Annotated in this window: 20 protein-coding genes; 15 read left to right on the top strand and 5 right to left on the bottom strand. The window is 70.5% G+C overall.

Annotated elements, in window-relative coordinates:
• The 11 genes from OG407_RS11525 to metK all read left to right on the top strand — a co-directional run bounded on the left by OG407_RS11525 (position 1) and on the right by metK (position 12,730).
• Positions 1–1,287, top strand: a complete 1,287-nt coding sequence (locus tag OG407_RS11525) for a dihydroorotase (protein WP_405857458.1) — start codon at positions 1–3, stop codon at positions 1,285–1,287.
• Complete coding sequence (locus OG407_RS11520; RefSeq protein ID WP_405857456.1) at positions 1,284–1,877, top strand: hypothetical protein; 594 nt, start codon at positions 1,284–1,286, stop codon at positions 1,875–1,877. The genes OG407_RS11525 and OG407_RS11520 overlap by 4 nt, the downstream gene beginning before the upstream one ends.
• Complete coding sequence (carA, locus tag OG407_RS11515; RefSeq protein ID WP_405857454.1) at positions 1,874–3,016, top strand: glutamine-hydrolyzing carbamoyl-phosphate synthase small subunit; 1,143 nt, start codon at positions 1,874–1,876, stop codon at positions 3,014–3,016. The genes OG407_RS11520 and carA overlap by 4 nt, the downstream gene beginning before the upstream one ends.
• A complete protein-coding gene (gene carB, locus OG407_RS11510) occupies positions 3,009–6,317 on the top strand; it encodes a carbamoyl-phosphate synthase large subunit (RefSeq protein WP_405857452.1) in 3,309 nt (1,102 codons plus the stop codon). Before carA ends, carB begins: the two co-directional genes overlap by 8 nt.
• 93 nt (positions 6,318–6,410) lie before the next feature.
• Positions 6,411–7,517, top strand: a complete 1,107-nt coding sequence (locus tag OG407_RS11505; protein WP_405857450.1) for a quinone-dependent dihydroorotate dehydrogenase — start codon at positions 6,411–6,413, stop codon at positions 7,515–7,517.
• The gene (gene pyrF, locus OG407_RS11500; protein WP_405857448.1) at positions 7,514–8,359 is read left to right on the top strand and encodes an orotidine-5'-phosphate decarboxylase; all 846 of its coding nucleotides are present in this window, start codon (positions 7,514–7,516) and stop codon (positions 8,357–8,359) included. The genes OG407_RS11505 and pyrF overlap by 4 nt, the downstream gene beginning before the upstream one ends.
• 288 nt (positions 8,360–8,647) lie before the next feature.
• Positions 8,648–8,971, top strand: coding sequence for an integration host factor (locus OG407_RS11495; RefSeq protein WP_019059734.1), 324 nt, complete (start codon positions 8,648–8,650; stop codon positions 8,969–8,971).
• 59 nt (positions 8,972–9,030) lie between these two features.
• A complete protein-coding gene (gene gmk, locus OG407_RS11490) occupies positions 9,031–9,624 on the top strand; it encodes a guanylate kinase (protein WP_327405439.1) in 594 nt (197 codons plus the stop codon).
• A 40-nt stretch (positions 9,625–9,664) separates the two neighbouring features.
• Positions 9,665–9,937: a DNA-directed RNA polymerase subunit omega gene (gene rpoZ, locus OG407_RS11485; RefSeq protein ID WP_019059732.1), complete on the top strand. Its 273-nt coding sequence runs from the start codon at positions 9,665–9,667 to the stop codon at positions 9,935–9,937.
• A 117-nt stretch (positions 9,938–10,054) separates the two neighbouring features.
• Positions 10,055–11,257, top strand: coding sequence for a bifunctional phosphopantothenoylcysteine decarboxylase/phosphopantothenate--cysteine ligase CoaBC (coaBC, locus tag OG407_RS11480; protein WP_405857445.1), 1,203 nt, complete (start codon positions 10,055–10,057; stop codon positions 11,255–11,257).
• Between the two features lie 249 nt (positions 11,258–11,506).
• Positions 11,507–12,730: a methionine adenosyltransferase gene (gene metK / locus OG407_RS11475; RefSeq protein ID WP_405857443.1), complete on the top strand. Its 1,224-nt coding sequence runs from the start codon at positions 11,507–11,509 to the stop codon at positions 12,728–12,730.
• A gap of 68 nt (positions 12,731–12,798) precedes the next feature.
• On the opposite strand, the gene OG407_RS11470 is transcribed toward metK, so the two are convergent.
• Positions 12,799–13,560, bottom strand: coding sequence for an ABC transporter permease (locus OG407_RS11470; protein WP_405857441.1), 762 nt, complete (start codon positions 13,558–13,560; stop codon positions 12,799–12,801).
• The gene (locus OG407_RS11465; protein WP_405857439.1) at positions 13,550–14,464 is read right to left on the bottom strand and encodes an ABC transporter ATP-binding protein; all 915 of its coding nucleotides are present in this window, start codon (positions 14,462–14,464) and stop codon (positions 13,550–13,552) included. Before OG407_RS11465 ends, OG407_RS11470 begins: the two co-directional genes overlap by 11 nt.
• A 77-nt stretch (positions 14,465–14,541) precedes the next feature.
• On the opposite strand from OG407_RS11465, the gene OG407_RS11460 reads away from it, so the two are divergent.
• Positions 14,542–15,072: a TetR/AcrR family transcriptional regulator gene (locus OG407_RS11460; RefSeq protein WP_405857437.1), complete on the top strand. Its 531-nt coding sequence runs from the start codon at positions 14,542–14,544 to the stop codon at positions 15,070–15,072.
• Between the two features lie 61 nt (positions 15,073–15,133).
• Positions 15,134–17,281, top strand: a complete 2,148-nt coding sequence (locus OG407_RS11455) for a primosomal protein N' (RefSeq protein ID WP_405857435.1) — start codon at positions 15,134–15,136, stop codon at positions 17,279–17,281.
• Positions 17,282–17,664: 383 nt separating this feature from the next.
• On the opposite strand, the gene OG407_RS11450 is transcribed toward OG407_RS11455, so the two are convergent.
• On the bottom strand, positions 17,665–18,225 hold the full coding sequence (locus OG407_RS11450; protein WP_405857433.1) for a hypothetical protein: 561 nt from the start codon (positions 18,223–18,225) through the stop codon (positions 17,665–17,667).
• Positions 18,226–18,512: 287 nt separating this feature from the next.
• Between OG407_RS11450 and fmt the strand changes: the two genes are divergently transcribed.
• Positions 18,513–19,457 (top strand): methionyl-tRNA formyltransferase, encoded by a 945-nt coding sequence (gene fmt / locus OG407_RS11445; protein ID WP_405857431.1) that lies wholly within the window; start codon positions 18,513–18,515, stop codon positions 19,455–19,457.
• Between the two features lie 245 nt (positions 19,458–19,702).
• A complete protein-coding gene (locus OG407_RS11440; protein WP_405857429.1) occupies positions 19,703–21,121 on the top strand; it encodes an RsmB/NOP family class I SAM-dependent RNA methyltransferase in 1,419 nt (472 codons plus the stop codon).
• A 56-nt stretch (positions 21,122–21,177) separates the two neighbouring features.
• Here OG407_RS11440 and OG407_RS11435 read toward each other — a convergent pair whose 3' ends face one another.
• Together OG407_RS11435 and OG407_RS11430 are read right to left on the bottom strand one after the other, a co-directional pair.
• Complete coding sequence (locus OG407_RS11435) at positions 21,178–21,744, bottom strand: dihydrofolate reductase family protein (protein WP_405857427.1); 567 nt, start codon at positions 21,742–21,744, stop codon at positions 21,178–21,180.
• A 124-nt stretch (positions 21,745–21,868) separates the two neighbouring features.
• Complete coding sequence (locus OG407_RS11430; protein WP_405857425.1) at positions 21,869–23,041, bottom strand: lactate 2-monooxygenase; 1,173 nt, start codon at positions 23,039–23,041, stop codon at positions 21,869–21,871.
• Positions 23,042–23,086 lie beyond the last annotated feature (45 nt).

Here is a 23,086-nt window from a genome sequence, read left to right as displayed (position 1 = left end):
ATGAGCAAGATCCTGATCCGCGGTGCGAAGGTCCTCGGCGGCGAGCCGCAGGACGTGCTGATTGACGGGGACACCATCGCCGAGGTCGGCAGTGGACTGTCCGCCGAAGGTGCCGAGGTCGTCGAGGCCGACGGCAAGGTGCTGCTGCCGGGTCTCGTCGACCTGCACACCCACCTCCGCGAGCCCGGCCGCGAGGACTCCGAGACCGTCCTGACCGGTACGCGGGCTGCCGCGAGCGGTGGCTACACGGCCGTGTTCGCCATGGCCAACACCTTCCCGGTCGCCGACACCGCCGGTGTAGTCGAGCAGGTCTACCGGCTCGGCCAGGAGCACGGCTACTGCGATGTGCAGCCCATCGGTGCCGTCACCGTCGGCCTGGAGGGCAAGAAGCTCGCCGAGCTGGGCGCGATGCACGAGTCGGCCGCCGGGGTCACCGTCTTCTCCGACGACGGCAAGTGCGTCGACGACGCGGTGATCATGCGCCGGGCGCTGGAGTACGTGAAGGCCTTCGGGGGAGTCGTCGCCCAGCACGCGCAGGAGCCGCGGCTGACCGAGGGCGCCCAGATGAACGAGGGCGTCGTCTCCGCCGAACTCGGGCTCGGGGGCTGGCCGGCGGTGGCCGAGGAATCGATCATCGCGCGGGACGTCCTGCTCGCCGAGCACGTCGGTTCCCGCGTCCACATCTGCCACCTGTCGACCGCCGGGTCCGTCGAGATCGTCCGCTGGGCCAAGTCCCGGGGCATCGACGTGACCGCCGAGGTCACCCCGCACCATCTCCTCCTCACGGATGAGCTGGCGCGCTCCTACAACCCCGTCTTCAAGGTCAACCCGCCCCTGCGCACCGAGCGCGACGTGCTGGCCCTGCGCGAGGCCCTCGCCGACGGCACGATCGACATCGTCGCCACCGACCACGCCCCGCACCCGCACGAGGACAAGGACTGCGAGTGGGCCGCCGCAGCCATGGGGATGGTCGGCCTGGAGACCGCGTTGTCAGTGGTGCAGGAGACCATGGTGGACACCGGGCTCCTCACCTGGACCGGGGTCGCCGATCGCATGTCCGTCAAGCCCGCCGAGATCGGGCGGGCGGTGGGCCACGGCCGTCCCGTCTCGGCTGGTGAGCCCGCCAACCTCACGCTCGTCGACACGGAATACCGTGGGTCGGTGGACCCCGCGGGCTTCGCTTCGCGCAGTCGCAACACCCCGTACGAGGGGCGTGAGCTGCCGGGCCGTGTGACGCACACCTGGCTCCGGGGCAAGGCCACGCTCGTCGACGGGAAGCTCACGTGACACCTCTGGAACTGACCCACCTCGCGGCCGGGGAGAAGTCCGCCCCGGTGACCGACTGGGCCGCCCGCATCGGCTGGCTCGTCGGCCTCGCCCTCTTCATCGCGCTCGTCTACTGGCTGATGCGCGAGGGCTGGAAGTGGCGCGGCACGCTCCAGGGCGACGTCCCCGAGCTGCCCACCGCGCCGGAAGACCTGGGCGAGGCGAAACTGACTGTGTTGTCGATGAGTGGCCGCTACCACGGCTCCACCACCGCCGGGCAGTGGCTCGACCGCATCGTGGCGCACGGCCTGGGCACCCGCAGCCGGGTCGAGCTGACCCTGATGGAGGCCGGCCTGGATGTCGTACGACCGGGAGCCACCGACTTCTTCATCCCGGCCGGGGCGCTGCGCGAGGCCCTGCTCGGCAAGGGCATCGCCGGGAAGGTCCTCAGCGAGGGCGGCCTGCTGGTCGTGACGTGGGCGCACGGGGACCGGCTGATCGACTCCGGGTTCCGCTCCGACCACGCGGCCGAGCACACGGAGTGGGTCGACACCCTGAACAGCATGATCAACAAGAGTCTCGAAACGACCGACACGGAAGGCGCACGATGACGACCTCCACCAGGGGAGCCGCCAAGGTTCCCGCCGTACTCGTCCTGGAGGACGGCCGGATCTTCCGCGGCCGCGCCTACGGGTCCGTGGGGGTGACCTTCGGCGAGGCCGTGTTCTCCACCGGCATGACCGGCTACCAGGAGACCCTGACCGACCCGTCGTACCACCGCCAGGTCGTCGTGATGACCGCCCCGCACATCGGCAACACCGGCGTGAACGACGAGGACCCCGAGTCGTCCCGCATCTGGGTCGCCGGTTACGTGGTGCGCGACCCCGCGCGCGTGCCGTCCAACTGGCGCTCCCGCCGCTCGCTGGACGAGGAGCTGCGCAACCAGGGTGTCGTCGGGATCTCCGGCATCGACACGCGCGCGTTGACCCGTCATCTGCGCGAGCGCGGCGCCATGCGCGTCGGCATCTTCTCCGGGCCCACGCTGCCCGACGACGACACCATGCTCGCCGAGGTGCGCCAGGCTCCCGAGATGACGGGCGCCAACCTCTCCGCCGAGGTCGCCACCAAGGAGACGTACGTCGTCCCCGCGATCGGTGAGAAGAAGTTCACCGTCGCCGCCGTCGACCTCGGCATCAAGGGCATGACCCCGCACCGCATGGCCGAGCGCGGCATCGAGGTGCACGTGCTCCCGGCCACCGCGACCGTCGAGGACGTCTACGCCGTACAGCCCGACGGGGTCTTCTTCTCCAACGGACCCGGCGACCCCGCCACCGCCGACCACCCGGTCGCCGTCATGCGGGCCGTCCTGGAGCGCGGCACCCCGCTCTTCGGCATCTGCTTCGGCAACCAGATCCTCGGCCGCGCGCTCGGCTTCGGCACGTACAAGCTGAAGTACGGCCACCGGGGCATCAACCAGCCCGTGCAGGACCGTACGACCGGCAAGGTCGAGGTCACCGCGCACAACCACGGCTTCGCCGTGGACGCGCCCCTCGACAAGGTCTCCGACACGCCGTACGGCCGCGCCGAGGTCTCGCACGTCTGCCTGAACGACCAGGTCGTCGAGGGGCTGCGGCTGCTCGACCGGCCGGCGTTCAGCGTCCAGTACCACCCCGAGGCGGCGGCCGGCCCGCACGACGCCGCCTACCTGTTCGACCGCTTCACGTCTTTGATGGAGGGCCAGCGTGCCTAAGCGCACCGATATCCAGTCCGTCCTGGTCATCGGCTCCGGCCCGATCGTCATCGGCCAGGCCGCCGAGTTCGACTACTCCGGCACCCAGGCCTGCCGCATCCTGCGCGCCGAGGGCCTCCGCGTCATCCTGGTCAACTCCAACCCGGCGACGATCATGACCGACCCGGAGATCGCCGACGCCACCTATGTCGAGCCGATCACCCCGGACTTCGTCGAGAAGATCATCGCCAAGGAGCGGCCGGACGCCCTCCTGCCCACCCTGGGCGGTCAGACGGCGCTCAACACCGCCATCTCGCTGCACGAGGCGGGCACCCTGGAGAAGTACGGCGTCGAGCTGATCGGTGCCAATGTCGAGGCCATCCACAAGGGCGAGGACCGCAACCTCTTCAAGGACGTCGTCGAGGCCGTACGCCAGAAGATCGGGCACGGCGAGTCCGCCCGCTCGGTCATCTGCCACTCCATGGACGACGTGATCGCCGGCGTCGACACCCTCGGCGGCTACCCGGTCGTCGTCCGCCCCTCCTTCACCATGGGCGGCGCCGGTTCCGGCTTCGCCCACGACGAGGAGGAGCTGCGCCGCATCGCCGGCCAGGGCCTCACCCTGTCTCCCACCACCGAGGTCCTCCTGGAGGAGTCCATCCTCGGCTGGAAGGAGTACGAGCTGGAGCTGATGCGCGACAAGAACGACAACGTGGTCGTCGTCTGCTCCATCGAGAACTTCGACCCCATGGGCGTGCACACCGGCGACTCGATCACCGTCGCCCCGGCGATGACGCTGACCGACCGCGAGTACCAGGTGCTGCGTGACGTGGGCATCGCGATCATCCGCGAGGTCGGTGTCGACACCGGCGGCTGCAACATCCAGTTCGCGATCGACCCGGTCGACGGCCGCGTCATCGTGATCGAGATGAACCCGCGCGTGTCCCGTTCCTCGGCCCTCGCCTCCAAGGCGACCGGCTTCCCGATCGCCAAGATCGCCGCCAAGCTGGCCGTCGGCTACACGCTCGATGAGATCCCGAACGACATCACGCGCGAGACCCCGGCCTCCTTCGAGCCGACCCTCGACTACGTCGTCGTGAAGGCCCCGCGCTTCGCCTTCGAGAAGTTCCCGAGCGCCGACTCGACCCTCACGACCACCATGAAGTCGGTCGGCGAGGCCATGGCCATCGGCCGCAACTTCACGGAGGCCTTCCAGAAGGCGCTGCGCTCCCTGGAGAAGAAGGGCAGCCAGTTCACCTTCGTGGGCGAGCCCGGCGACAAGACCCAGCTCCTCGAAGAGGCCGTACGGCCCACCGACGGCCGGATCAACACCGTCATGCAGGCCATCCGCGCGGGCGCCACCCAGGAGGAGGTCTTCGAGTACACGAAGATCGACCCCTGGTTCGTCGACCAGCTCTTCCTCATCAAGGAGATCGCCGACGAGCTGGCCGCCGCCGACAAGCTGGACCCGGAGCTGCTCGCCGAGGCCAAGCGGCACGGCTTCTCCGACCAGCAGATCGGCGAGATCCGCGGTCTGCGCGAGGACGTCGTCCGCGAGGTCCGGCACGCGCTCGGCATCCGCCCGGTCTACAAGACGGTCGACACCTGCGCCGCCGAGTTCGCCGCGAAGACCCCGTACTTCTACTCGTCCTACGACGAGGAGAACGAGGTCGCCCCGCGCGAGAAGCCCGCGGTCATCATCCTGGGGTCGGGCCCCAACCGCATCGGCCAGGGCATCGAGTTCGACTACTCCTGCGTCCACGCCTCCTTCGCGCTCAGCGACGCGGGCTACGAGACCGTGATGGTCAACTGCAACCCCGAGACCGTGTCCACGGACTACGACACCTCCGACCGCCTGTACTTCGAGCCGCTCACGCTCGAAGACGTGCTGGAGATCGTCCACGCCGAGCAGCAGGCGGGCCCCGTCGCGGGCGTCATCGTGCAGCTCGGCGGTCAGACCCCGCTGGGCCTGGCGCAGGCTCTCAAGGACAACGGCGTCCCGATCGTCGGCACCCCGCCCGAGGCGATCCACGCCGCCGAGGACCGCGGCGCCTTCGGCCAGGTCCTCGCGGATGCGGGCCTCCCCGCCCCCAAGCACGGCACCGCGACGACCTTCGTGGGCGCCAAGGCCATCGCCGACGAGATCGGCTACCCGGTCCTCGTCCGCCCGTCGTACGTCCTCGGCGGCCGGGGCATGGAGATCGTCTACGACGAGACCCGCCTGGAGTCGTACATCGCCGAGTCCACCGAGATCAGCCCCTCGCGGCCGGTCCTGGTCGACCGCTTCCTGGACGACGCCATCGAGATCGACGTCGACGCGCTCTACGACGGCCAGGAGCTGTACCTCGGCGGTGTCATGGAGCACATCGAGGAAGCCGGCATCCACTCCGGCGACTCGGCCTGCGCCCTGCCGCCGATCACCCTGGGCGGCTTCGACATCAAGCGCCTGCGGGCTTCAACCGAAGCCATCGCCAAGGGAGTCGGCGTCCGCGGACTGATCAACATCCAGTTCGCGATGGCCGGCGACATCCTCTACGTCCTGGAGGCCAACCCGCGCGCGTCCCGTACGGTCCCCTTCACCTCGAAGGCGACCGCGGTGCCGCTCGCGAAGGCTGCCGCCCGCATCTCGCTGGGCGCGACCGTCGCCGAACTGCGCGCCGAGGGGCTGCTCCCGGCCCACGGCGACGGCGGCGAACTCCCGCTCGACGCGCCGATCTCCGTCAAGGAGGCCGTCATGCCGTGGTCGCGCTTCCGCGACATCCACGGGCGTGGCGTCGACACGGTCCTCGGCCCGGAGATGCGCTCCACCGGCGAGGTCATGGGCATCGACTCCGTCTTCGGCACGGCGTACGCCAAGTCCCAGGCGGGCGCCTACGGCCCGCTGCCCACCAAGGGCCGCGCGTTCATCTCGGTCGCCAACCGCGACAAGCGCTCGATGATCTTCCCGGCGCGTGAACTGGTCGCCCACGGCTTCGAGTTGCTCGCCACCTCCGGCACCGCCGAGGTCCTCCGGCGCAACGGCCTGAACGCGACGGTCGTCCGCAAGCAGTCCGAGGGCGTCGGCCCGAACGGCGAGAAGACCATCGTCCAGCTCATCCACGACGGCGAGGTCGACCTCATCGTCAACACGCCCTACGGCACCGGAGGCCGCCTCGACGGCTACGAGATCCGTACGGCGGCCGTGGCGCGGTCCGTGCCCTGCCTGACGACGGTCCAGGCGCTCGCCGCCGCCGTCCAGGGCATCGACGCCCTCAACCACGGTGACGTGGGCGTGCGTTCACTCCAGGAACACGCTCAACACCTGACCGCGGCCCGCGACTAGCAGCCCTGAGGGGGACACCGGAAACGGTGTCCCCCTCTTCATGAGGCTCACGCTCTTCATGAGGCTCACGAGGTTTCGAAGGACACCTGAGACATGTACAAGCTTTTCTTCCGTCTGGTCTTCAAACGGATGGACCCGGAGCAGGCCCATCACCTCGGCTTCCGCTGGATCCGGCTCGCCGTCCGCATCCCCGTGCTGCGGACGTTCGTCGAGGCCGCCCTCGCGCCCCGGTTCGAGGAACTGCGCACGGAGGCCTTCGGGCTGCGCATGCACGGCCCGTTCGGGCTCGCCGCCGGCTTCGACAAGAACGCGGTCGCCATCGACGGCATGTCGATGCTCGGCTTCGACCACGTCGAGATCGGCACGGTCACGGGGGAGCCGCAGCCCGGCAACCCCAAGAAGCGGCTGTTCCGCCTTGTGCCGGACCGGGCGCTCATCAACCGCATGGGCTTCAACAACGAGGGCTCCGCGGCCGTGGCGGCCCGTCTGGAGGCGCGTGAGGCGGTCTTCCGGACCGTCGTCGGCGTCAACATCGGCAAGACCAAGGTCGTACCCGAGGAAGAGGCCGTCGGCGACTACGTGAAGTCGACCGAGCGGCTCGCCCGGCACGCCGACTACCTCGTCGTCAACGTGTCGTCGCCCAACACGCCCGGGCTGCGCAACCTCCAGGCGACCGAGGCGCTGCGCCCGCTGCTGAGCGCCGTCCGCGAGGCCGCCGACCGCGCGGTGACCGACCGCCGCGTCCCGCTCCTGGTGAAGATCGCCCCGGACCTCGCCGACGAGGACGTGGACGCGGTCGCCGACCTCGCCGTGGAACTCGGCCTGGACGGCATCATCGCCACGAACACGACCATCGCGCGCGAAGGCCTCGGTCTGACATCCGAACCCGAACTAATCAAGGAGACCGGCGGACTGTCCGGAGCCCCGCTGAAGGCTCGCTCCCTGGAGGTACTGCGCCGCCTCTACGCGCGCGTGGGCGACCGCATCACCCTCGTGGGCGTCGGCGGCATCGAGAACGCGGAGGACGCCTGGCAGCGCATCCTCGCCGGTGCCACGCTCGTGCAGGGCTACAGCGCCTTCATCTACGAAGGGCCCTTCTGGGGCCGCGCCATCCACAAGGGCCTCGCCGCACGCCTGCGCACGAGCCCGTACGCCACCCTCGCCGACGCGGTCGGCACCGACGCAAGGAAGCCGGTATGAGCCCTCTCGAACCCTTCGGCGCACGTCTCCGCACGGCCATGGACGAACGCGGCCCGCTCTGCGTCGGCATCGACCCGCACGCCTCGCTGCTCACCGAGTGGGGCCTGAACGACGACGTCGCCGGGCTGGAGCGGTTCAGCCGCACGGTCGTCGAGGCACTCGCCGACCGGGTCGCCGTCCTGAAGCCGCAGAGCGCGTTCTTCGAGCGCTTCGGCTCGCGCGGGATCGCCGTCCTGGAGAAGTCCGTCGAGGAGGCACGCGCGGCCGGTGCGCTGGTCGTGATGGACGCCAAACGCGGCGACATCGGCTCGACCATGGCCGCGTACGCCGAGTCCTTCCTCCGGAAGGACTCCCCGCTCTTCTCCGACGCCCTGACCGTCTCGCCGTATCTCGGCTACGGCTCGCTCGCCCCGGCGATCGAACTGGCGCGGGAGAGCGGCGCCGGTCTCTTCGTGCTCGCGCTGACCTCCAACCCGGAGGGTGGCGAGGTGCAGCACGCGGTGCGCGCTGACGGCCGGAACATCGGAGCGACCATGCTGGCCCACCTGGCCGCCGAGAACGCGGGGGAGGAGCCGCTGGGCTCTTTCGGGGCCGTCGTCGGCGCCACCCTGGGCGACCTGTCGTCGTACGACCTCGACGTCAACGGTCCGCTTCTCGCGCCCGGCGTCGGGGCGCAGGGGGCCACTCCGGCCGATCTTCCCGGGGTCTTCGGAGCGGTGCTGCGCAACGTCGTCCCGAACGTGAGCCGGAGTGTTCTACGTCACGGTCCCGACGTGGGGGCCCTGCGGACGGCCTCGGACGGCTTCGCGGAGGAGATCCGCGTCGCCTTTGCGACCGTCTGAGGTGTTCGAACGGGTCGATCGAGTCCTCCGATGAGTGGCTCGACGGGCGACTCCGGAGCGACTTGAGTCTGAATACATCCTCAAATCAGGGGCATTATGTCGGAAATGTCCGGCCTGGCGCAGGCTGACCAGGACTTTTCCTCTGTTCTCGCTGACTCTGGCGTCCCTGGCCGCTAGTCTCCGAGCAGAGTCAACGGGCAGCGTGTTGCTCGTAGCTCCCCAGGTGTGGGGCGACTAGGTTCCTCACCGGTCCGTATCCGACAGTTCGACATCCGAGGTGACGTAGGCGTGGCTCTTCCGCCCCTTACCCCTGAACAGCGCGCAGCCGCGCTCGAAAAGGCCGCCGCGGCTCGCCGGGAGCGGGCCGAGGTCAAGAATCGACTCAAGCACTCCGGCGCCTCCCTGCATGACGTCATCAAGCAGGGCCAGGAGAACGACGTCATCGGCAAGATGAAGGTCTCCGCCCTGCTTGAGTCCCTGCCCGGCGTGGGCAAGGTCCGCGCCAAGCAGATCATGGAGCGACTCGGTATCTCCGAGAGCCGCCGTGTCCGTGGCCTTGGTTCCAACCAGATCGCCTCCCTGGAGCGTGAGTTCGGCAGCACTGGTTCCTGAGTCCGGGTACTCCGGACCAGGAGTCCCGGGCACACCGGGATTGCTGGAATAATCGCTGCATGGCTGCAACATTCCGGGGGACGACCCCCGAGCCCCCGGACGTACGTCCGCGGCTGACCGTGCTCTCCGGCCCCTCTGGGGTCGGCAAGAGCACGGTCGTCGCCCATATGCGCAAGCAACACCCCGAGGTGTGGCTCTCGGTGTCGGCGACGACCCGTAGGCCCCGCCCCGGCGAGAAGCACGGCGTCCACTATTTCTTCGTCTCCGACGAGGAGATGGACAAGCTGATCGCCAACGGCGAGCTGCTGGAGTGGGCCGAATTCGCCGGCAACCGCTACGGCACGCCGCGTACGGCTGTGCTCGAACACCTGGAGTCCGGCGTGCCGGTCCTCCTGGAGATCGATCTCCAGGGCGCCCGGCAGGTCCGCGAGTCCATGTCCGAGGCGCACTCGGTGTTCCTGGCTCCTCCCTCCTGGGAGGAACTGGTGCGCCGGCTCACCGGACGGGGCACCGAGCCGCCCGAGGTGATCGAGCGCCGCCTGGACGCGGCCAAGATCGAGCTCGCGGCGGAGCCCGAGTTCGACGCGACCCTGGTCAACACCTCCGTCGAGGACGTAGCGCGCGAGCTGCTAGCCTTGATGGAAGTTGTGTGATCGTTTTTCCGATCTCATCCCATCTTTCGGAAGGCAGAGCGTGTCCTCTTCCATCACCGCTCCCGAGGGCATCATCAACCCTCCGATCGACGAGCTTCTTGAGGCCACCGATTCGAAGTACAGCCTCGTGATCTACGCCGCCAAGCGTGCCCGTCAGATCAATGCGTACTACTCGCAGCTCGGCGAGGGCCTGCTTGAGTACGTCGGTCCGCTCGTCGACACCCACGTCCACGAGAAGCCGCTCTCCATCGCCCTGCGCGAGATCAACGCGGGTCTGCTGACCTCCGAGGCCGTCGAGGGCCCCGCGACCTGAGACGCAGCAGCTTTATCCACAGGCCCGGCAGCGACTGTCGGGCCTGTGGTGTGTCATGGAGTCGTACAGGCCACACGAGTCGAGTCGCACGCAGGTTTCCGAGTTCGGGGAGAGACGGTGGACAAGCCCAAGGTCGTTCTGGGGGTCAGCGGTGGCATCGCCGCGTACAAGGCCTGTGAGCTGCTGCGCAGACTGACGGAGTCGGGCCATGACGTCCGTGTCGTCCCCACCGCGTCCGCCCTGCACTTCGTCGGCGCGGCCACCTGGTCCGCGCTCTCCGGGCACCCCGTCTCGACCGAGGTGTGGGACGACGTCCACGAGGTCCCGCACGTGCGCATCGGCCAGAGCGCCGACCTGGTGGTCGTGGCACCGGCGACGACCGACATGCTGGCGAAGGCGGCCCACGGCCTGGCCGACGACCTCCTCACCAACACCCTTCTCACCGCCCGCTGTCCGGTCGTCTTCGCGCCCGCCATGCACACCGAGATGTGGGAACACCCGGCCACGCAGGAGAACGTGGCGACGCTGCGCCGCCGCGGCGCCGTCGTCATCGAGCCCGCCGTCGGCCGGCTGACCGGCGTCGACACCGGCAAGGGGCGGCTGCCCGACCCCGCCGAGATCTTCGAGGTCTGCCGCCGGGTGCTCGCGCGGGGCGTCACCGAGCCCGACCTCAAGGGCCGGCACGTCGTCGTCAGCGCCGGCGGCACCCGCGAGCCCCTCGACCCGGTCCGCTTCCTCGGCAACCGCTCCTCCGGCAAGCAGGGTTACGCCCTCGCGCGCACCGCCGCCGCCCGGGGCGCCCGGGTCACGCTGATCGCCGCGAACACGGGACTGCCGGATCCGGCGGGCGTGGACGTCGTCCCGGTCGGGACCGCCGTACAGCTGCGGGAAGCGGTGCTGAAGGCCGCCGCGGACGCGGACGCCGTCGTCATGGCCGCGGCGGTCGCGGACTTCCGGCCGGCGGAGTACGCGACCGGGAAGATCAAGAAGAAGGACGACAGGGAACCCGACCCGATCGTCCTGGTGCGGAATCCGGACATCCTCGCGGAGATCTCCGCCGACCGGGCCCGGCCCGGCCAGGTGGTCGTCGGGTTCGCCGCCGAGACGGACGACGTCCTCGCCAACGGCCGCACCAAACTGGCCCGCAAAGGATGCGATCTGCTGGTGGTGAACGAGGTGGGGGAGCGCAAGACGTTCGGCTCCGAGGAGAACGAGGCGGTTGTACTGGGTGTCGACGGAAGCGAGACCGCCATTCCGTACGGTCCGAAGGAAGCCCTGGCCGAGACCGTGTGGGACCTGGTCGCACACCGTCTCACCTGAATTGTTTCAGCCATCTGTCGGTCGTCTGTCAGTTCGGCGAAACCTGACATTGGTGCGTGGCGGCTCTGGCCAACGGCACCAGGCATTCGGCAAAATGCGCGTGCCGCAGGTCACAGCGTTTCCCGAGAGGCGAGACAGGTGGACCGTCTGTCGACCGCGACCGATAAACTGTTCTCGGACGATGTCGGGCGCAGCTCCCGTCCGTCCGCCAATGATCAGCCAGCAGCCGCTGCAACCTCAGGGAGCGTTGTGTCCCGTCGTCTTTTCACCTCGGAGTCCGTGACCGAAGGTCACCCCGACAAGATCGCTGACCAGATCAGCGACACCATTCTCGACGCGCTTCTGCGGGAGGACCCGACTTCCCGGGTCGCCGTCGAGACGCTGATCACGACCGGCCTGGTGCACGTGGCCGGCGAGGTCACCACCAAGACCTACGCGCCCATCGCGCAGCTCGTCCGCGACAAGATCCTGGAGATCGGCTACGACTCCTCCAAGAAGGGCTTCGACGGCGCCTCCTGCGGCGTGTCGGTGTCCATCGGCGCGCAGTCCCCGGACATCGCGCAAGGTGTCGACACGGCGTACGAGAAGCGGGTCGAGGGTTCCGCCGCAGGTGAAGAAGGGGACGAGCTCGACAAGCAGGGCGCGGGCGACCAGGGCCTGATGTTCGGCTACGCGACGGACGAGACGCCGACGCTGATGCCCCTCCCGATCTTCCTGGCGCACCGCCTGGCGAAGCGCCTCTCGGAGGTCCGCAAGAACGGGACGATCCCGTACCTGCGCCCCGACGGCAAGACCCAGGTCACCATCGAGTACGACGGCGACAAGGCCGTCCGCCTCGACACCGTGGTCGTCTCCTCGCAGCACGCGTCGGACATCGACCTGGAGTCCCTCCTCGCCCCCGACATCCGCGAGTTCGTGGTCGAGGCCGAGCTGAAGGCGCTCGTGGAAGACGGCATCAAGCTCGACACCGACGGCTACCGCCTCCTCGTGAACCCCACCGGCCGCTTCGAGATCGGCGGCCCGATGGGTGACGCGGGTCTGACCGGCCGCAAGATCATCATCGACACGTACGGCGGCATGGCCCGCCACGGTGGCGGCGCGTTCTCGGGCAAGGACCCGTCCAAGGTGGACCGTTCGGCGGCGTACGCGATGCGCTGGGTCGCCAAGAACGTCGTCGCCGCGGGCCTCGCCTCGCGCTGCGAGGTGCAGGTGGCGTACGCGATCGGCAAGGCCGAGCCGGTGGGTCTGTTCGTCGAGACGTTCGGCACGGAGAAGGTCGACACGGACCGGATCGAGAAGGCGATCGACGAGGTCTTCGACCTGCGTCCGGCCGCCATCATCCGCGACCTGGACCTGCTGCGCCCGATCTACGCCCAGACCGCGGCCTACGGCCACTTCGGCCGCGAGATCCCCGACTTCACGTGGGAGCGCACCGACCGCGTGGACGCGCTGCGCAAGGCTGCTGGACTGTAGGTTCCGCGTCGTTCGTCAGGCTATGCGAGGCCCGGTTTCCCTTGGGGGGAGCCGGGCCTCGGTGTTTCTCACCGGCGTCGGCGGCGGATGCCGCGGGACGAGATGAGGAGTGCCGCCGCTGTGATGGCCACGATGACCGCCGCCGAGTGTGCGTAGGCGTGGGTGTCGCCGGTGACGGCCGACTGGAAGCCGTGGAGGGCCCAGTAGCCCGGGGTCGCGGGGGCCACCGTGGAGACCCAGTGGGGGAGGACGGTGAGGGGGACCAGGCAGCCGCTGAGGCAGGTGATGGTGAGGGCGCCGATGTCGGAGGCGGCGGCCAACTGGCCCTGGGTGCGGGCGTGGACGCCGAGTGCCAGGCCGCAGGAGGTGACGCAGGCCGCCCAGAGGAGGGCCAGCAGGGGGACGCGCCAGGTGCCGGCGGCGAGGGGGAAGCCGAAGGCCGCGGTCGCGAAGAGGAAGAGGACGGCCTGCTGGATCAGGAAGAGTGTGACCAAGGGGGCCGCTTTACCGGCCAGGATGGTCGATGGGGACGCCGGGCCGGAGCGCAGGCGGTCCCACGTGTGCCAAGTGCGTTCGGACAGCAGGAGTTGGCCTGCCACGTCCAGGGCCAGCAGGGTGAACATCACCGCGATGCCCGGAGCGGCCCGCACGACGCCCGGTGTGCCGGGGGTGGCCAGGCGGTCGTACACCGGGTGGAGCACGCTCAGCAGGACCAGGGACATGACGGTGTAGGCGAGCGGGGTTCCCGGGTCCCGGACGAGCAGGACGAGGGTGTGGCGGGTCATGACCCAGGTGCGGCGGGCCGTGGTCGACGTGAGTTCAGGCCGCATCGTGGGTCTCCGTGGGGAGTTGACCGGTGGCCAGGCTGCGGTAGAGGTCGTCCAGTGAGGGTTCGCGGATCGTGGCCGAGCGGACTCGGGTGGTGTCGGGGCCCAGGTCCCGGAGGATTCGGGCCAGTTCCTGTGCCGGGTCTGGGGTGCTGAAACGTAGTTCGCCAGGGGTAGTTGAGGTCTGTGCGAGGTGCTCCGGTACGGCGCCGGTGAACGTCATGGTGACTTCGCCGGGCAGGCCGTCGAGGAGGTCGGCGCGGTTGCCGCGGGCGATCACGCGGCCGGACGCGGCGACCGCGAGGGTGGCGTCCAGGTGCTCCAACTCCGGTAGGTAGTGCGTGGTGTAGCAGATCGCGGCGCCTTCGTGGGCGCGGGTCCTGACGAGTCGTAGCAGCGCTTCGCGGGTGGTGGGGTCGGCGCCGACGGTGGGTTCGTCGAGCAGCAGGACGCGGGGGCGGGGGAGGAGGACCGTGGCCGCCTGGGCGCGGCGCTGCTGGCCGCCGGAGAGTGTTGCGACCGGGCGGTCGAGTACGTCGGTGAGGAGCAACTCCTCGGCTACGGCGGCCAGTTCGGCACGGAGTTCGGTTCGGCGCAGACCCGCGAGGCCGCCGTAGAGGCGCAGGTTCTGGCGGAGGGTGGCGGTGGGGTAGAGGGCCAGTTCCTGGGGGGCCAGGCCGATCAGGGTGCGGGCGGAGCGTGGGGCCGTGCTGAGATCCACTCCGGCTGCGTGGACTGTGCCCGCGTCGGGGCGCTCCAGGCCGGCGACCGTGCGGGCGAAGGTGGTTTTGCCGGCGCCGTTGTGGCCGATCAGGCCGCAGATCTCGCCGGGCTCGATGTGGAGGTCGAAGCCGTCGAGGGCCTGGACGGGGCCCCAGCGTTTGCGCAGGCCGGTGACGGTCAGCATGGGCACTCCCTCGATTCCGTCGATATATACAACGTATACGTATACTGTGTATACGTAGCTCCGAGGGAGGATGTCAAGTGACGCCACGGCGGATCAGTCGTGATCAAGTGCTGGACGTGACATGGGAGTTGGCGACCCGGAAGGGACTGGCGGCCGTCACGATGCGGGCCGTCGCACAGGAACTCGACGTCAACCCGATGACGCTCTACCGGCACGTCGGCGACAAGCAGGGACTCCTCGACGGCCTCGTGGAGCGGCTGCTGCTGGAGATCGAGGTGCCCGGTCCCGGGCTCGACTGGCGTGAGCAACTGCGCCTGCTCGCCCGCAGCATGCGGGCCACGGCCCGCCGCCATCCCGACCTGTTCCTGCTGCTCTTCCAACGGCCGGCGGTCACACCGGAGGCCGTCGGGCCTCGGAACGCGGTCTACGGTGCCCTGCGCGCCGCCGGTCTCCAGGAGGAGCGGATTCCGCGGGCCGAGCGGCTGCTGTCCACGTTCATGCTCGGGTTCGCCGCCTCGGAGGCCGGGGGGCGGTTCCGGGACGGTGACCCGGACGCGGACATGGCCCTCGCTGAACATCTGATCGTTCAGGTCCTCGGCGGGGAGTAGAAGATCATGCGCGGGCGGCGGGCTGCGGTCGTTGTCAGTCGGGTTTGGTAAGAATGCAAGGGTGAGCAGCGCTGATGGGGAACGGGACGGTGGGGCGGAGGGTGCGCCGCCTGAGCAGCTTGCGCTGATTCGGGAGAGTGTGCGGCAGGCGAAGGGGCCGAAGGCCAAGCCGCGGACGTGGCGGGGGGCCGCGTTGGCCAAGGAGTTGCCCGTGGCGCGGGTGCTTGTCGACAAGGGGGTGCTGCATCTTGACCGGTACTTCGACTACGCGGTGCCCGAGGAGCTTGACGCCGATGCGCAGCCCGGGGTGCGGGTTCGGGTCAGGTTCGGGGCCGGGCGGCATCGGGTGCGGGACGGGCGGCGTGAGGGCGGGGGGCTGATCGACGGGTTTCTTGTCGAGCGGCTGGCCGGGTCCGACTACTCCGGGCCGCTTGCCGCGCTGGCGCAGGTCGTGTCGCCCGAGCCGGTGCTGAGTGAAGAGTTGTTGGGGCTCGCTCGGGCCGTAGCCGATCGGTATGCCGGGAGTCTTGCCGATGTGCTGCAGCTCGCCGTGCCGCCGCGTAGTGCTCGGGCCGAGCAGAAGGCGTCGCCGACGCCATTGCCGCCGCCCGAGGTGCCCGAGGCGGGGTCCTGGGCGCGGTACGAGCGCGGGGCCGGGTTTCTGGAGGCGCTTGCCTCGGGGGGTGCGCCGCGGGCTGTGTGGAACGCGCTGCCGGGGCCCGGGTGGAGCGAGGAGATCGCTCGGGCCGTCGCCGCGACACTCGCCTCGGGGCGCGGGGCGCTCGTCGTCGTACCGGACGGGCGGGCCGCCGGGCGGGTCGACGCCGCGTTGACCGCGCTGCTGGGGGAGGGGCGGCATGCGCTGCTCACCGCCGATGCCGGGCCCGAGAAGCGGTATCGGCAGTGGCTGGCCGTGCGGCGGGGAGCCGTGCGCGCGGTCGTCGGGACGCGGGCCGCGATGTTCGCGCCGGTTCAGGATCTGGGGCTTGTCGCGATCTGGGACGACGGGGACGGGAGTCACAGCGAGCCGCACGCGCCGCAGCCGCATGCGCGGGATGTGCTGCTGTTGCGGGCCGCGTTGGACAAGTGCGGCTTCTTGTTGGGGAGTTGGAGTTGCACGGTGGAGGCCGCGCAGCTGGTGGAGAGCGGGTGGGCGCGGCCGTTGGTCGCGTCGCGCGAGCAGGTGCGGGGGGCCGCTCCGCTTGTACGGACCGTGGGGGACGGGGACTTGGCGCGGGACGAGGCGGCTCGGGCCGCGCGGTTGCCTACGTTGGCTTGGCAGGCGGTGCGGGAGGGGTTGAAGCACGGGCCTGTGCTGGTGCAGGTGCCTCGGCGGGGGTATGTGCCGCGGATGGCGTGTGCCCAGTGTCGGGCTGCCGCGCGGTGTCGGCACTGTGCGGGGCCGTTGGAGGGGCAGGACGGGGGCGTGCTGCGGTGTGGGTGGTGCGGGGTCGAGGAGAACTCCTGGCACTGTCCCGAGTGCGGGGGGTTCCGGCTGCGGGCGCAGATCGTGGGGGCGCGGCGGACCGCGGAGGAGTTGGGGCGGGCGTTTCCCGCGGTGCCGGTGCGGACGTCCGGGCGGGAACAGGTGCTCGACACGGTGCCGGGGACGCCCGCGTTGGTCGTGAGTACGCCGGGGGCCGAGCCGGTTGCCGAGGGTGGGTATGCGGCGGCGTTGCTGCTGGACGGGTGGGCGATGCTCGGGCGGCCTGATCTGCGGGCCGGGGAGGATGCGTTGCGGCGGTGGATCGCGGCGAGTTCGTTGGTGCGGGCGCAGGGGGTTGGGGGGACCGTTGTCGTGGTTGCGGAACCTACCCTGCGGCCTGTGCAGGCGTTGGTGCGGTGGGATCCCGTCGGGCATGCGGTGCGGGAGCTTGCGGAGCGGGGGGAGTTGGGGTTTCCGCCGGTTTCTCGGATGGCTGCGGTGGCGGGGGTTGCGGGGGCTGTCGCGGAGTTTCTTGCCGCTGTTGAACTGCCTTCTGATGCTGAGGTGTTGGGGCCTGTGGCGGTGCCGGTTGTTGTGGGTGGGGGGGCTCGGCGGGTGGGGGGGCCGGCTGTGGGGGAGGAGTGGGTGCGGGCGTTGATTCGGGTGCGGCCGGGGAGTGGGGGGGCGTTGGCTGCGGCGTTGAAGGCTGCGCAGGCTGCTCGGATGGCTCGGGGTGGGGGGGATGTGGTGCGGGTGCGTGTTGATCCGCCGGATATTGGGTGAGCTGCCTCGGCCTTCGGCCTCGGTTTGTCTCCCACCCGCGCACCGCCCGTTCACCGTTCGTTGAGAGGTGGACGTTTCCTGTGGGGGTTCTCGCCGTTGGCGGGTGGCGGGTGGCGGGTGGCGGGTGGCGGGTGGCGGGTGTGCGCTCGCGGTTCCGGTGTTTACGGCTGGCTGAGGCATGGACCTTTGCCGTGGGGTTTTTGCCGACGGTGGCCGGCCGCGTGCGGGTGGGGTGTGCCGGTGGGCGTAGACGAAGACGCGGTATCACTCGCGGGCGGCCGTGCACGGGTGCGGTGTGTGGGTGTTGGCTGCGGGTGAGTGGGTTTTGGCATGGCGCTGCCTCCCGGGTTTTGGCCGGGAGGCAGGTGGGGTTCGTTGTGGGGTCAGCCGTTGCGGGGGCTGGGGAAGGCTGTGGGCCTGGCCTCTTCGCGGAGGGTGGGGCTGCCCGCTGTGGGCTGGGTCGGCATGGAGCGGGCGGCGGGGACCGTGGGGAGGACGGGCATCGTGGGCATGGTCGGGAGGCCCGTGTTGACGGTCACCGGGCGGGTCGTCGCGGCCTCCGTCGTGCGCTCGGCGTCGGCCGCGGCCTGGGTCGCGGCGCGGCGGGCGCCGTAGCGGCGGTGGACCGCCTGCTTGGTGACACCCAGGGCCGAGCCGACCGCGTCCCACGAGAAGCCGAGTGAGCGGTCGAAGTCCACGGCGGCCGTGACCAGGGTCTCGACACTGTCCCGCAGTTCCTGCGCGAGACGGACCGTCGGGGCGGGAGCGCGTCCGTAGACGACGAAGCCCGTGGACGGGCCGGAGCGGCGCGGGCGGTAGACGTTGCCCAGCTGGGCGGTGAGCGTGCGCAGTGCGTCCACCTGCCGGCGGACCCGCTCGATGTCCCGCACCAGCAAGTGCAGGCTGGCCCGAGCCTGGGCGTCGTGGGTTGCGTGGTCGGCCATGAACAAGCCTCTCGAACCGGCGTTGAAAAGGATCGGGCCGCGCGAATGCGGCCCAAGGAGGTCAACTCTTTCTTGACCAACGCCTGTGCGCTCCGCTGGTCACGCGGAGGGGGCGTAGGGGCATATGCGTACGCCCCCGCTGAATCGGTGTGCGCTGCGGGCGCCGGTGAGTTGTCGGCGAGTTGACAGAGAGTTGACGGATGTGAGCCGCCGGGCGCTTGTGCCGGGACGCGCCATAGACTGGTGCGCTGCCCGCCCACCTCCGCCCGAGAGGCCCGAACCCTCCCATGAAGCTCGTCTTCGCCGGTACCCCCGAGGTCGCCGTTCCCGCCCTGGACGCCCTGATCGCCTCCGGGCGGCACGAGGTGGCCGCCGTCGTCACGCGGCCCGACGCGCCGGCCGGGCGTGGGCGCAGGCTGGTGGCGAGTCCCGTCGCCGAGCGGGCCGAGGAGGCGGGCATCGAGGTGCTGAAGCCCGTCAAGCCGCGCGACCCGGAGTTCCTGGAGCGGCTGCGGGAGATCGCGCCCGACTGCTGTCCCGTCGTCGCCTACGGCGCCCTGCTGCCCCGCGTCGCCCTCGACATCCCCGCCCACGGCTGGGTCAACCTGCACTTCTCACTGCTCCCCGCCTGGCGCGGCGCCGCCCCCGTGCAGCACTCCGTCATGTCCGGCGACGAGATCACCGGTGCCTCCACCTTCCTCATCGAGGAAGGCCTCGACTCCGGGCCCGTCTACGGCACCGTCACCGAGGAGATCCGCCCCACCGACACCAGCGGTGACCTGCTCACCCGGCTCGCGTTCGCCGGCTCGGGGCTGCTCGCCGCGACCATGGACGGCATCGAGGACGGCACCCTGAAGGCCGTACCGCAGCCGAACGAGGGCATCACCCTCGCCCCGAAGATCAACGTCGAGGACGCGCAGGTGGATTGGGCGGCTCCCGCGCTGCGGGTGGACCGGGTGGTGCGCGGGTGCACGCCCGCGCCCGGCGCCTGGACCGTGTTCCGCGGTGAGCGGCTCAAGCTCATCCAGGCGGTGCCCGTGCCGGACCGGACCGACCTCGCGCCCGGTGCGCTGGCCGTCGGCAAGAACAACGTCTACGTGGGCACCGGTTCGTACGCCGTCGAGCTGCTGTGGGTCCAGGCCCAGGGCAAGAAGCCGATGCGGGCGGCGGACTGGGCGCGCGGGGCGCGGATCGGTGCGGGGGAGAGTGTCGGGGCGCTCGGGACCTCCTAGATCCCGGGACCCCTGGGACCCCGGGCAGTTCGGGGCCTCGGGCACCCCCCTGTACTCCGGGTACCTCCTGCGCTCTGGGGCCCCTGGCGCCCCGGCACTGCACGGCCTTCGGCACCCCGGCCCCCGGCACCCCGGGCACCGCAGGGCCTTCGGTACCCCCATGCCCCCGACGTCCCGCGCACACGCACCCCCGTGCGACGTACCCTGGGCACACATCTCAGCCAGAAATCCGGAGCACCTTTTTCGTGAGTGAGCAGTCCCCGCGACCCCGTAAGCCCGGCAAGCCCTACCGTCGGCCGCAGAAGGACCCTGTCCGATTCCTCGCGTTCGAGGCGTTGAGGGCCGTGGACGAGCGGGACGCGTACGCCAACCTCGTGCTGCCGCCGCTGCTGCGGAAGGCGCGCGAGAAGGGCGACTTCGACGCCCGGGACGCGGCGCTCGCGACCGAGCTGGTGTACGGGACGCTGCGCAAGCAGGGGACCTACGACGCGATCATCGCCTCGTGTGTCGACCGGCCGCTGCGCGAGGTCGACCCGCCGGTGCTGGATGTGCTCAGTCTTGGCGTGCATCAACTGCTCGGGACGCGGATCCCGACGCATGCCGCCGTGTCGGCCTCCGTCGAGCTCGCCCGGGTCGTCCTCGGCGACGGGCGGGCCAAGTTCGTCAACGCCGTGCTGCGGAAGGTCGCGCAGGACGACCTCGACACCTGGATCGAGCGGGTCGCGCCGCCCTACGACGACGACCCCGAGGACAACCTCGCGATCGTGCACTCGCACCCGCGCTGGATCGTCTCCGCGCTGTGGGACTCGCTCGGCGGCGGTCGCGCCGGTATCGAGGACCTGCTGGAGGCCGACAACGAACGGCCCGAGGTGACCCTGGTCGCCCGGCCCGGCCGGTCCACCACCGAGGAACTGCTCCGCGAGGAGGCTGCGGTGCCGGGGCGCTGGTCGCCGTACGCCGTGCGGCTCAGCGAGGGCGGGGAGCCCGGGGCCGTGGCAGCGGTGAAGGAAGGGCGTGCGGGGGTGCAGGACGAGGGCAGTCAGCTGGTCGCCCTCGCGCTGGCCAACGCGCCGCTGGACGGGCCGGACGAGAAGTGGCTCGACGGGTGCGCCGGGCCCGGTGGCAAGGCCGCGCTGCTCGCCGCGGTGGCCGCCGAGCGCGGGGCGATGCTGCTCGCCTCCGAGAAGGCGCCGCACCGGGCCGGACTCGTGGCGAAGTCGCTCGCCGGGAACCCGGGGCCGTACCAGGTCATCACCGCCGACGGGACCCGGCCGCCCTGGCGTCCCGGCAGCTTCGACCGCGTGCTGATGGACGTGCCGTGCACGGGGCTCGGCGCCCTGCGTCGGCGGCCCGAGGCCCGTTGGCGGCGCCGCCCGGAGGACCTCGAATCATTCGCGCCCCTGCAACGCGATCTGCTGGGCACCGCGCTCGAATCCGTGCGCGTCGGCGGTGTCGTCGGCTACGCGACCTGCTCACCGCACCTCGCCGAGACCCGGGCCGTCGTCGACGACATCCTCAAGCAGTACCCGCACACCGAACTGATCGACGCCCGCCCGCTCCTGCCGGACGTCCCGGCACTCGGCGCGGGTCCCGACGTACAGCTGTGGCCGCATCTGCACGGCACCGACGCGATGTACCTGGCGCTCATCCGCCGGACCGGGTGACCTGCCGGCCGCGTGCGGGGTCTCGCGGCTGATGTCGACGTCTCCCGTGCCGCCGCTCAGCGCCTCGTCTCGTACCTGGTCAGGATCACGCCGCCGGGAAGTGTCCGCGTCTCCACCAGGTTCAGGTTCACCCAGCTGTCCAGCGCGGTGAAGAACGGCGTGCCGCCGCCCAGCAGGACCGGATGGGTGGCGATCGCGTACTCGTCGACCAGTCCGGCGCGCATGGCCGCGCCGGCGAGCGTCGCGCCGCCGATGTTCATGGGGGCGCCGTCCTCGGCCTTGAGCCGGGTGATCTCGGCGATCGCGTCGCCGGTGACCAGGCGGGTGTTCCAGTCGACCTTGTCGATCGTCGAGGAGAACACCACCTTCGGCGTGTCCCGCCAGTTCCGCGCGAACTCGATCTCCGCCGGGGTGGCACCCGGCTGCTGGTCGCCGGTCGGCCAGTAGGAGCTCATCGTCTCCCACAGCTTGCGCCCGTACAGCGACAGGCCGTTCGCCTGCTCGTGGTCGAGCCACCACTGGAACAGCTCTTCGCTCGGCGGTCCGCTCCAGCCGATGTCGTCGCCGGCCGCGGCGATGTAGCCGTCCAGGGTCAGGTTCATGCCGTAGATCAGTTTCCGCATGGCGCCAGCCTTCCGTGAGTCGGACTCCGGCGGGTAGACCGGCGCGGCGCGGGAAACTCATCGGTGCGCGATCCGGGCTCGCCGGTAGCCCTCGTGCTCGGGGCTCTGCGTCTGGCGTGGGTTGTCACACCACGCGCTGAAGCGCCTCCCGCGTGAGGTCGGCGAGTGTCGGGTAGCCGTCCACGGCCATGATCAGGTCGGCCTCGGCGAGGAGTGAGCGGAGGACGTGGACGATGCCGTCCGTGCCGCCCAGCGCGAGGCCGTAGGCGTACGGGCGGCCGATGCCTACGGCGGTGGCGCCCAGGGCGATGGCCTTGACGATGTCGGCGCCGCTGCGGATGCCGGAGTCGAACAGGACCGGGAGGCCGTCCGCCGCCTCGACCACGGCGGGCAGCGCGTCCAGCGCGGGGAGGCCGCCGTTGGCCTGGCGGCCGCCGTGGTTGGAGCAGTAGATGCCGTCCACGCCTCCGTCCTTCGCGCGGCGCACGTCCTCGGGGTGGCAGATGCCCTTCACGATCAGGGGGAGGTCGGTGAGGGACCGCAGCCAGGGGAGGTCGTCCCAGGTGAGGGGGTTGCCGAAGAGCTGGGTCCAGAGGAGGACCGCGGACTGGGGGTCCTCCTCCGGGGTGCGGGCGAGGCGGGCGCGGAACACCGGGTCGCTCGTGTAGTTGGCGAGGCAATGGCCGCGCAGCTGCGGGAAGTTGGCGGTGGACAGGTCGCGGGGGCGCCAGCCGGTGACCCAGGTGTCCAGGGTGACGACGATGCCCTTGTAGCCCGCCTGTTCGGCTCGGTGGACGAGGCTCGCGGCGAGGTCTCTGTCGGTGGGGGTATAGAGCTGGAAGAGGCCCGGAGTTTCTCCGAACTCGCCTGCCACCTCCTCCAGCGGGTCGACCGTCAGCGTGGAGGCGACCATCGGAACTCCCGTGCGCGCGGAGGCCCTTGCGGTCGCCAGGTCGCCGTGGCCGTCCTGGGCGCACAGGCCGATGACGCCGATCGGTGCCATGAAGACGGGGGAGGGCAGCTTCATCCCGAACAGGTCTACGGACAGGTCGCGTTCGGCCGCGCCGACGAACATGCGGGGGACCAGGCCCCAGTGGTCGAAGGCGGTCGCGTTGGCCCGCTGGGTGCGTTCGTCACCGGCGCCGCCCGCGACGTACGACCACACGGAGGGCGGCAGCGCGGAACTCGCCCGGTCCTCCAACTCCGCGAAGGCCATGGGGTAGGACGGCACGATGCCGCCGAGCCCGTTCAGGTAGATCTCGTTCTGGTAGGAGCCGAACGGCTGTCCCGTGCCCATGCCATCTCCCTCTTCGCTGAGGTGCCCTGCCCGCTGCTGAAGGCC

Source organism: Streptomyces sp. NBC_01515 (assembly GCF_045040345.1).
In the GTDB taxonomy this organism is placed as follows: Bacteria; Actinomycetota; Actinomycetes; order Streptomycetales; family Streptomycetaceae; genus Streptomyces.
The sequence above is the reverse complement of the archived record's forward strand: the minus strand, read 5'-3'. Positions and strand labels throughout refer to the sequence as shown.

Excerpts from the sequence above, each read along its gene's own strand:
- OG407_RS11525 (WP_405857458.1), top strand. The coding sequence starts at position 1 with ATGAGCAAGATCCTGATCCGCGGTGCGAAGGTCCTCGGCGGCGAGCCG.
- carA (WP_405857454.1), top strand. The coding sequence starts at position 1,874 with ATGACGACCTCCACCAGGGGAGCCGCCAAGGTTCCCGCCGTACTCGTC.
- OG407_RS11505 (WP_405857450.1), top strand. The coding sequence starts at position 6,411 with ATGTACAAGCTTTTCTTCCGTCTGGTCTTCAAACGGATGGACCCGGAG.
- pyrF (WP_405857448.1), top strand. The coding sequence starts at position 7,514 with ATGAGCCCTCTCGAACCCTTCGGCGCACGTCTCCGCACGGCCATGGAC.
- gmk (WP_327405439.1), top strand. The coding sequence starts at position 9,031 with ATGGCTGCAACATTCCGGGGGACGACCCCCGAGCCCCCGGACGTACGT.
- OG407_RS11470 (WP_405857441.1), bottom strand. The coding sequence starts at position 13,560 with ATGCGGCCTGAACTCACGTCGACCACGGCCCGCCGCACCTGGGTCATG.
- OG407_RS11465 (WP_405857439.1), bottom strand. The coding sequence starts at position 14,464 with ATGCTGACCGTCACCGGCCTGCGCAAACGCTGGGGCCCCGTCCAGGCC.
- OG407_RS11450 (WP_405857433.1), bottom strand. The coding sequence starts at position 18,225 with ATGGCCGACCACGCAACCCACGACGCCCAGGCTCGGGCCAGCCTGCAC.
- fmt (WP_405857431.1), top strand. The coding sequence starts at position 18,513 with ATGAAGCTCGTCTTCGCCGGTACCCCCGAGGTCGCCGTTCCCGCCCTG.
- OG407_RS11435 (WP_405857427.1), bottom strand. The coding sequence starts at position 21,744 with ATGCGGAAACTGATCTACGGCATGAACCTGACCCTGGACGGCTACATC.
- OG407_RS11430 (WP_405857425.1), bottom strand. The coding sequence starts at position 23,041 with ATGGGCACGGGACAGCCGTTCGGCTCCTACCAGAACGAGATCTACCTG.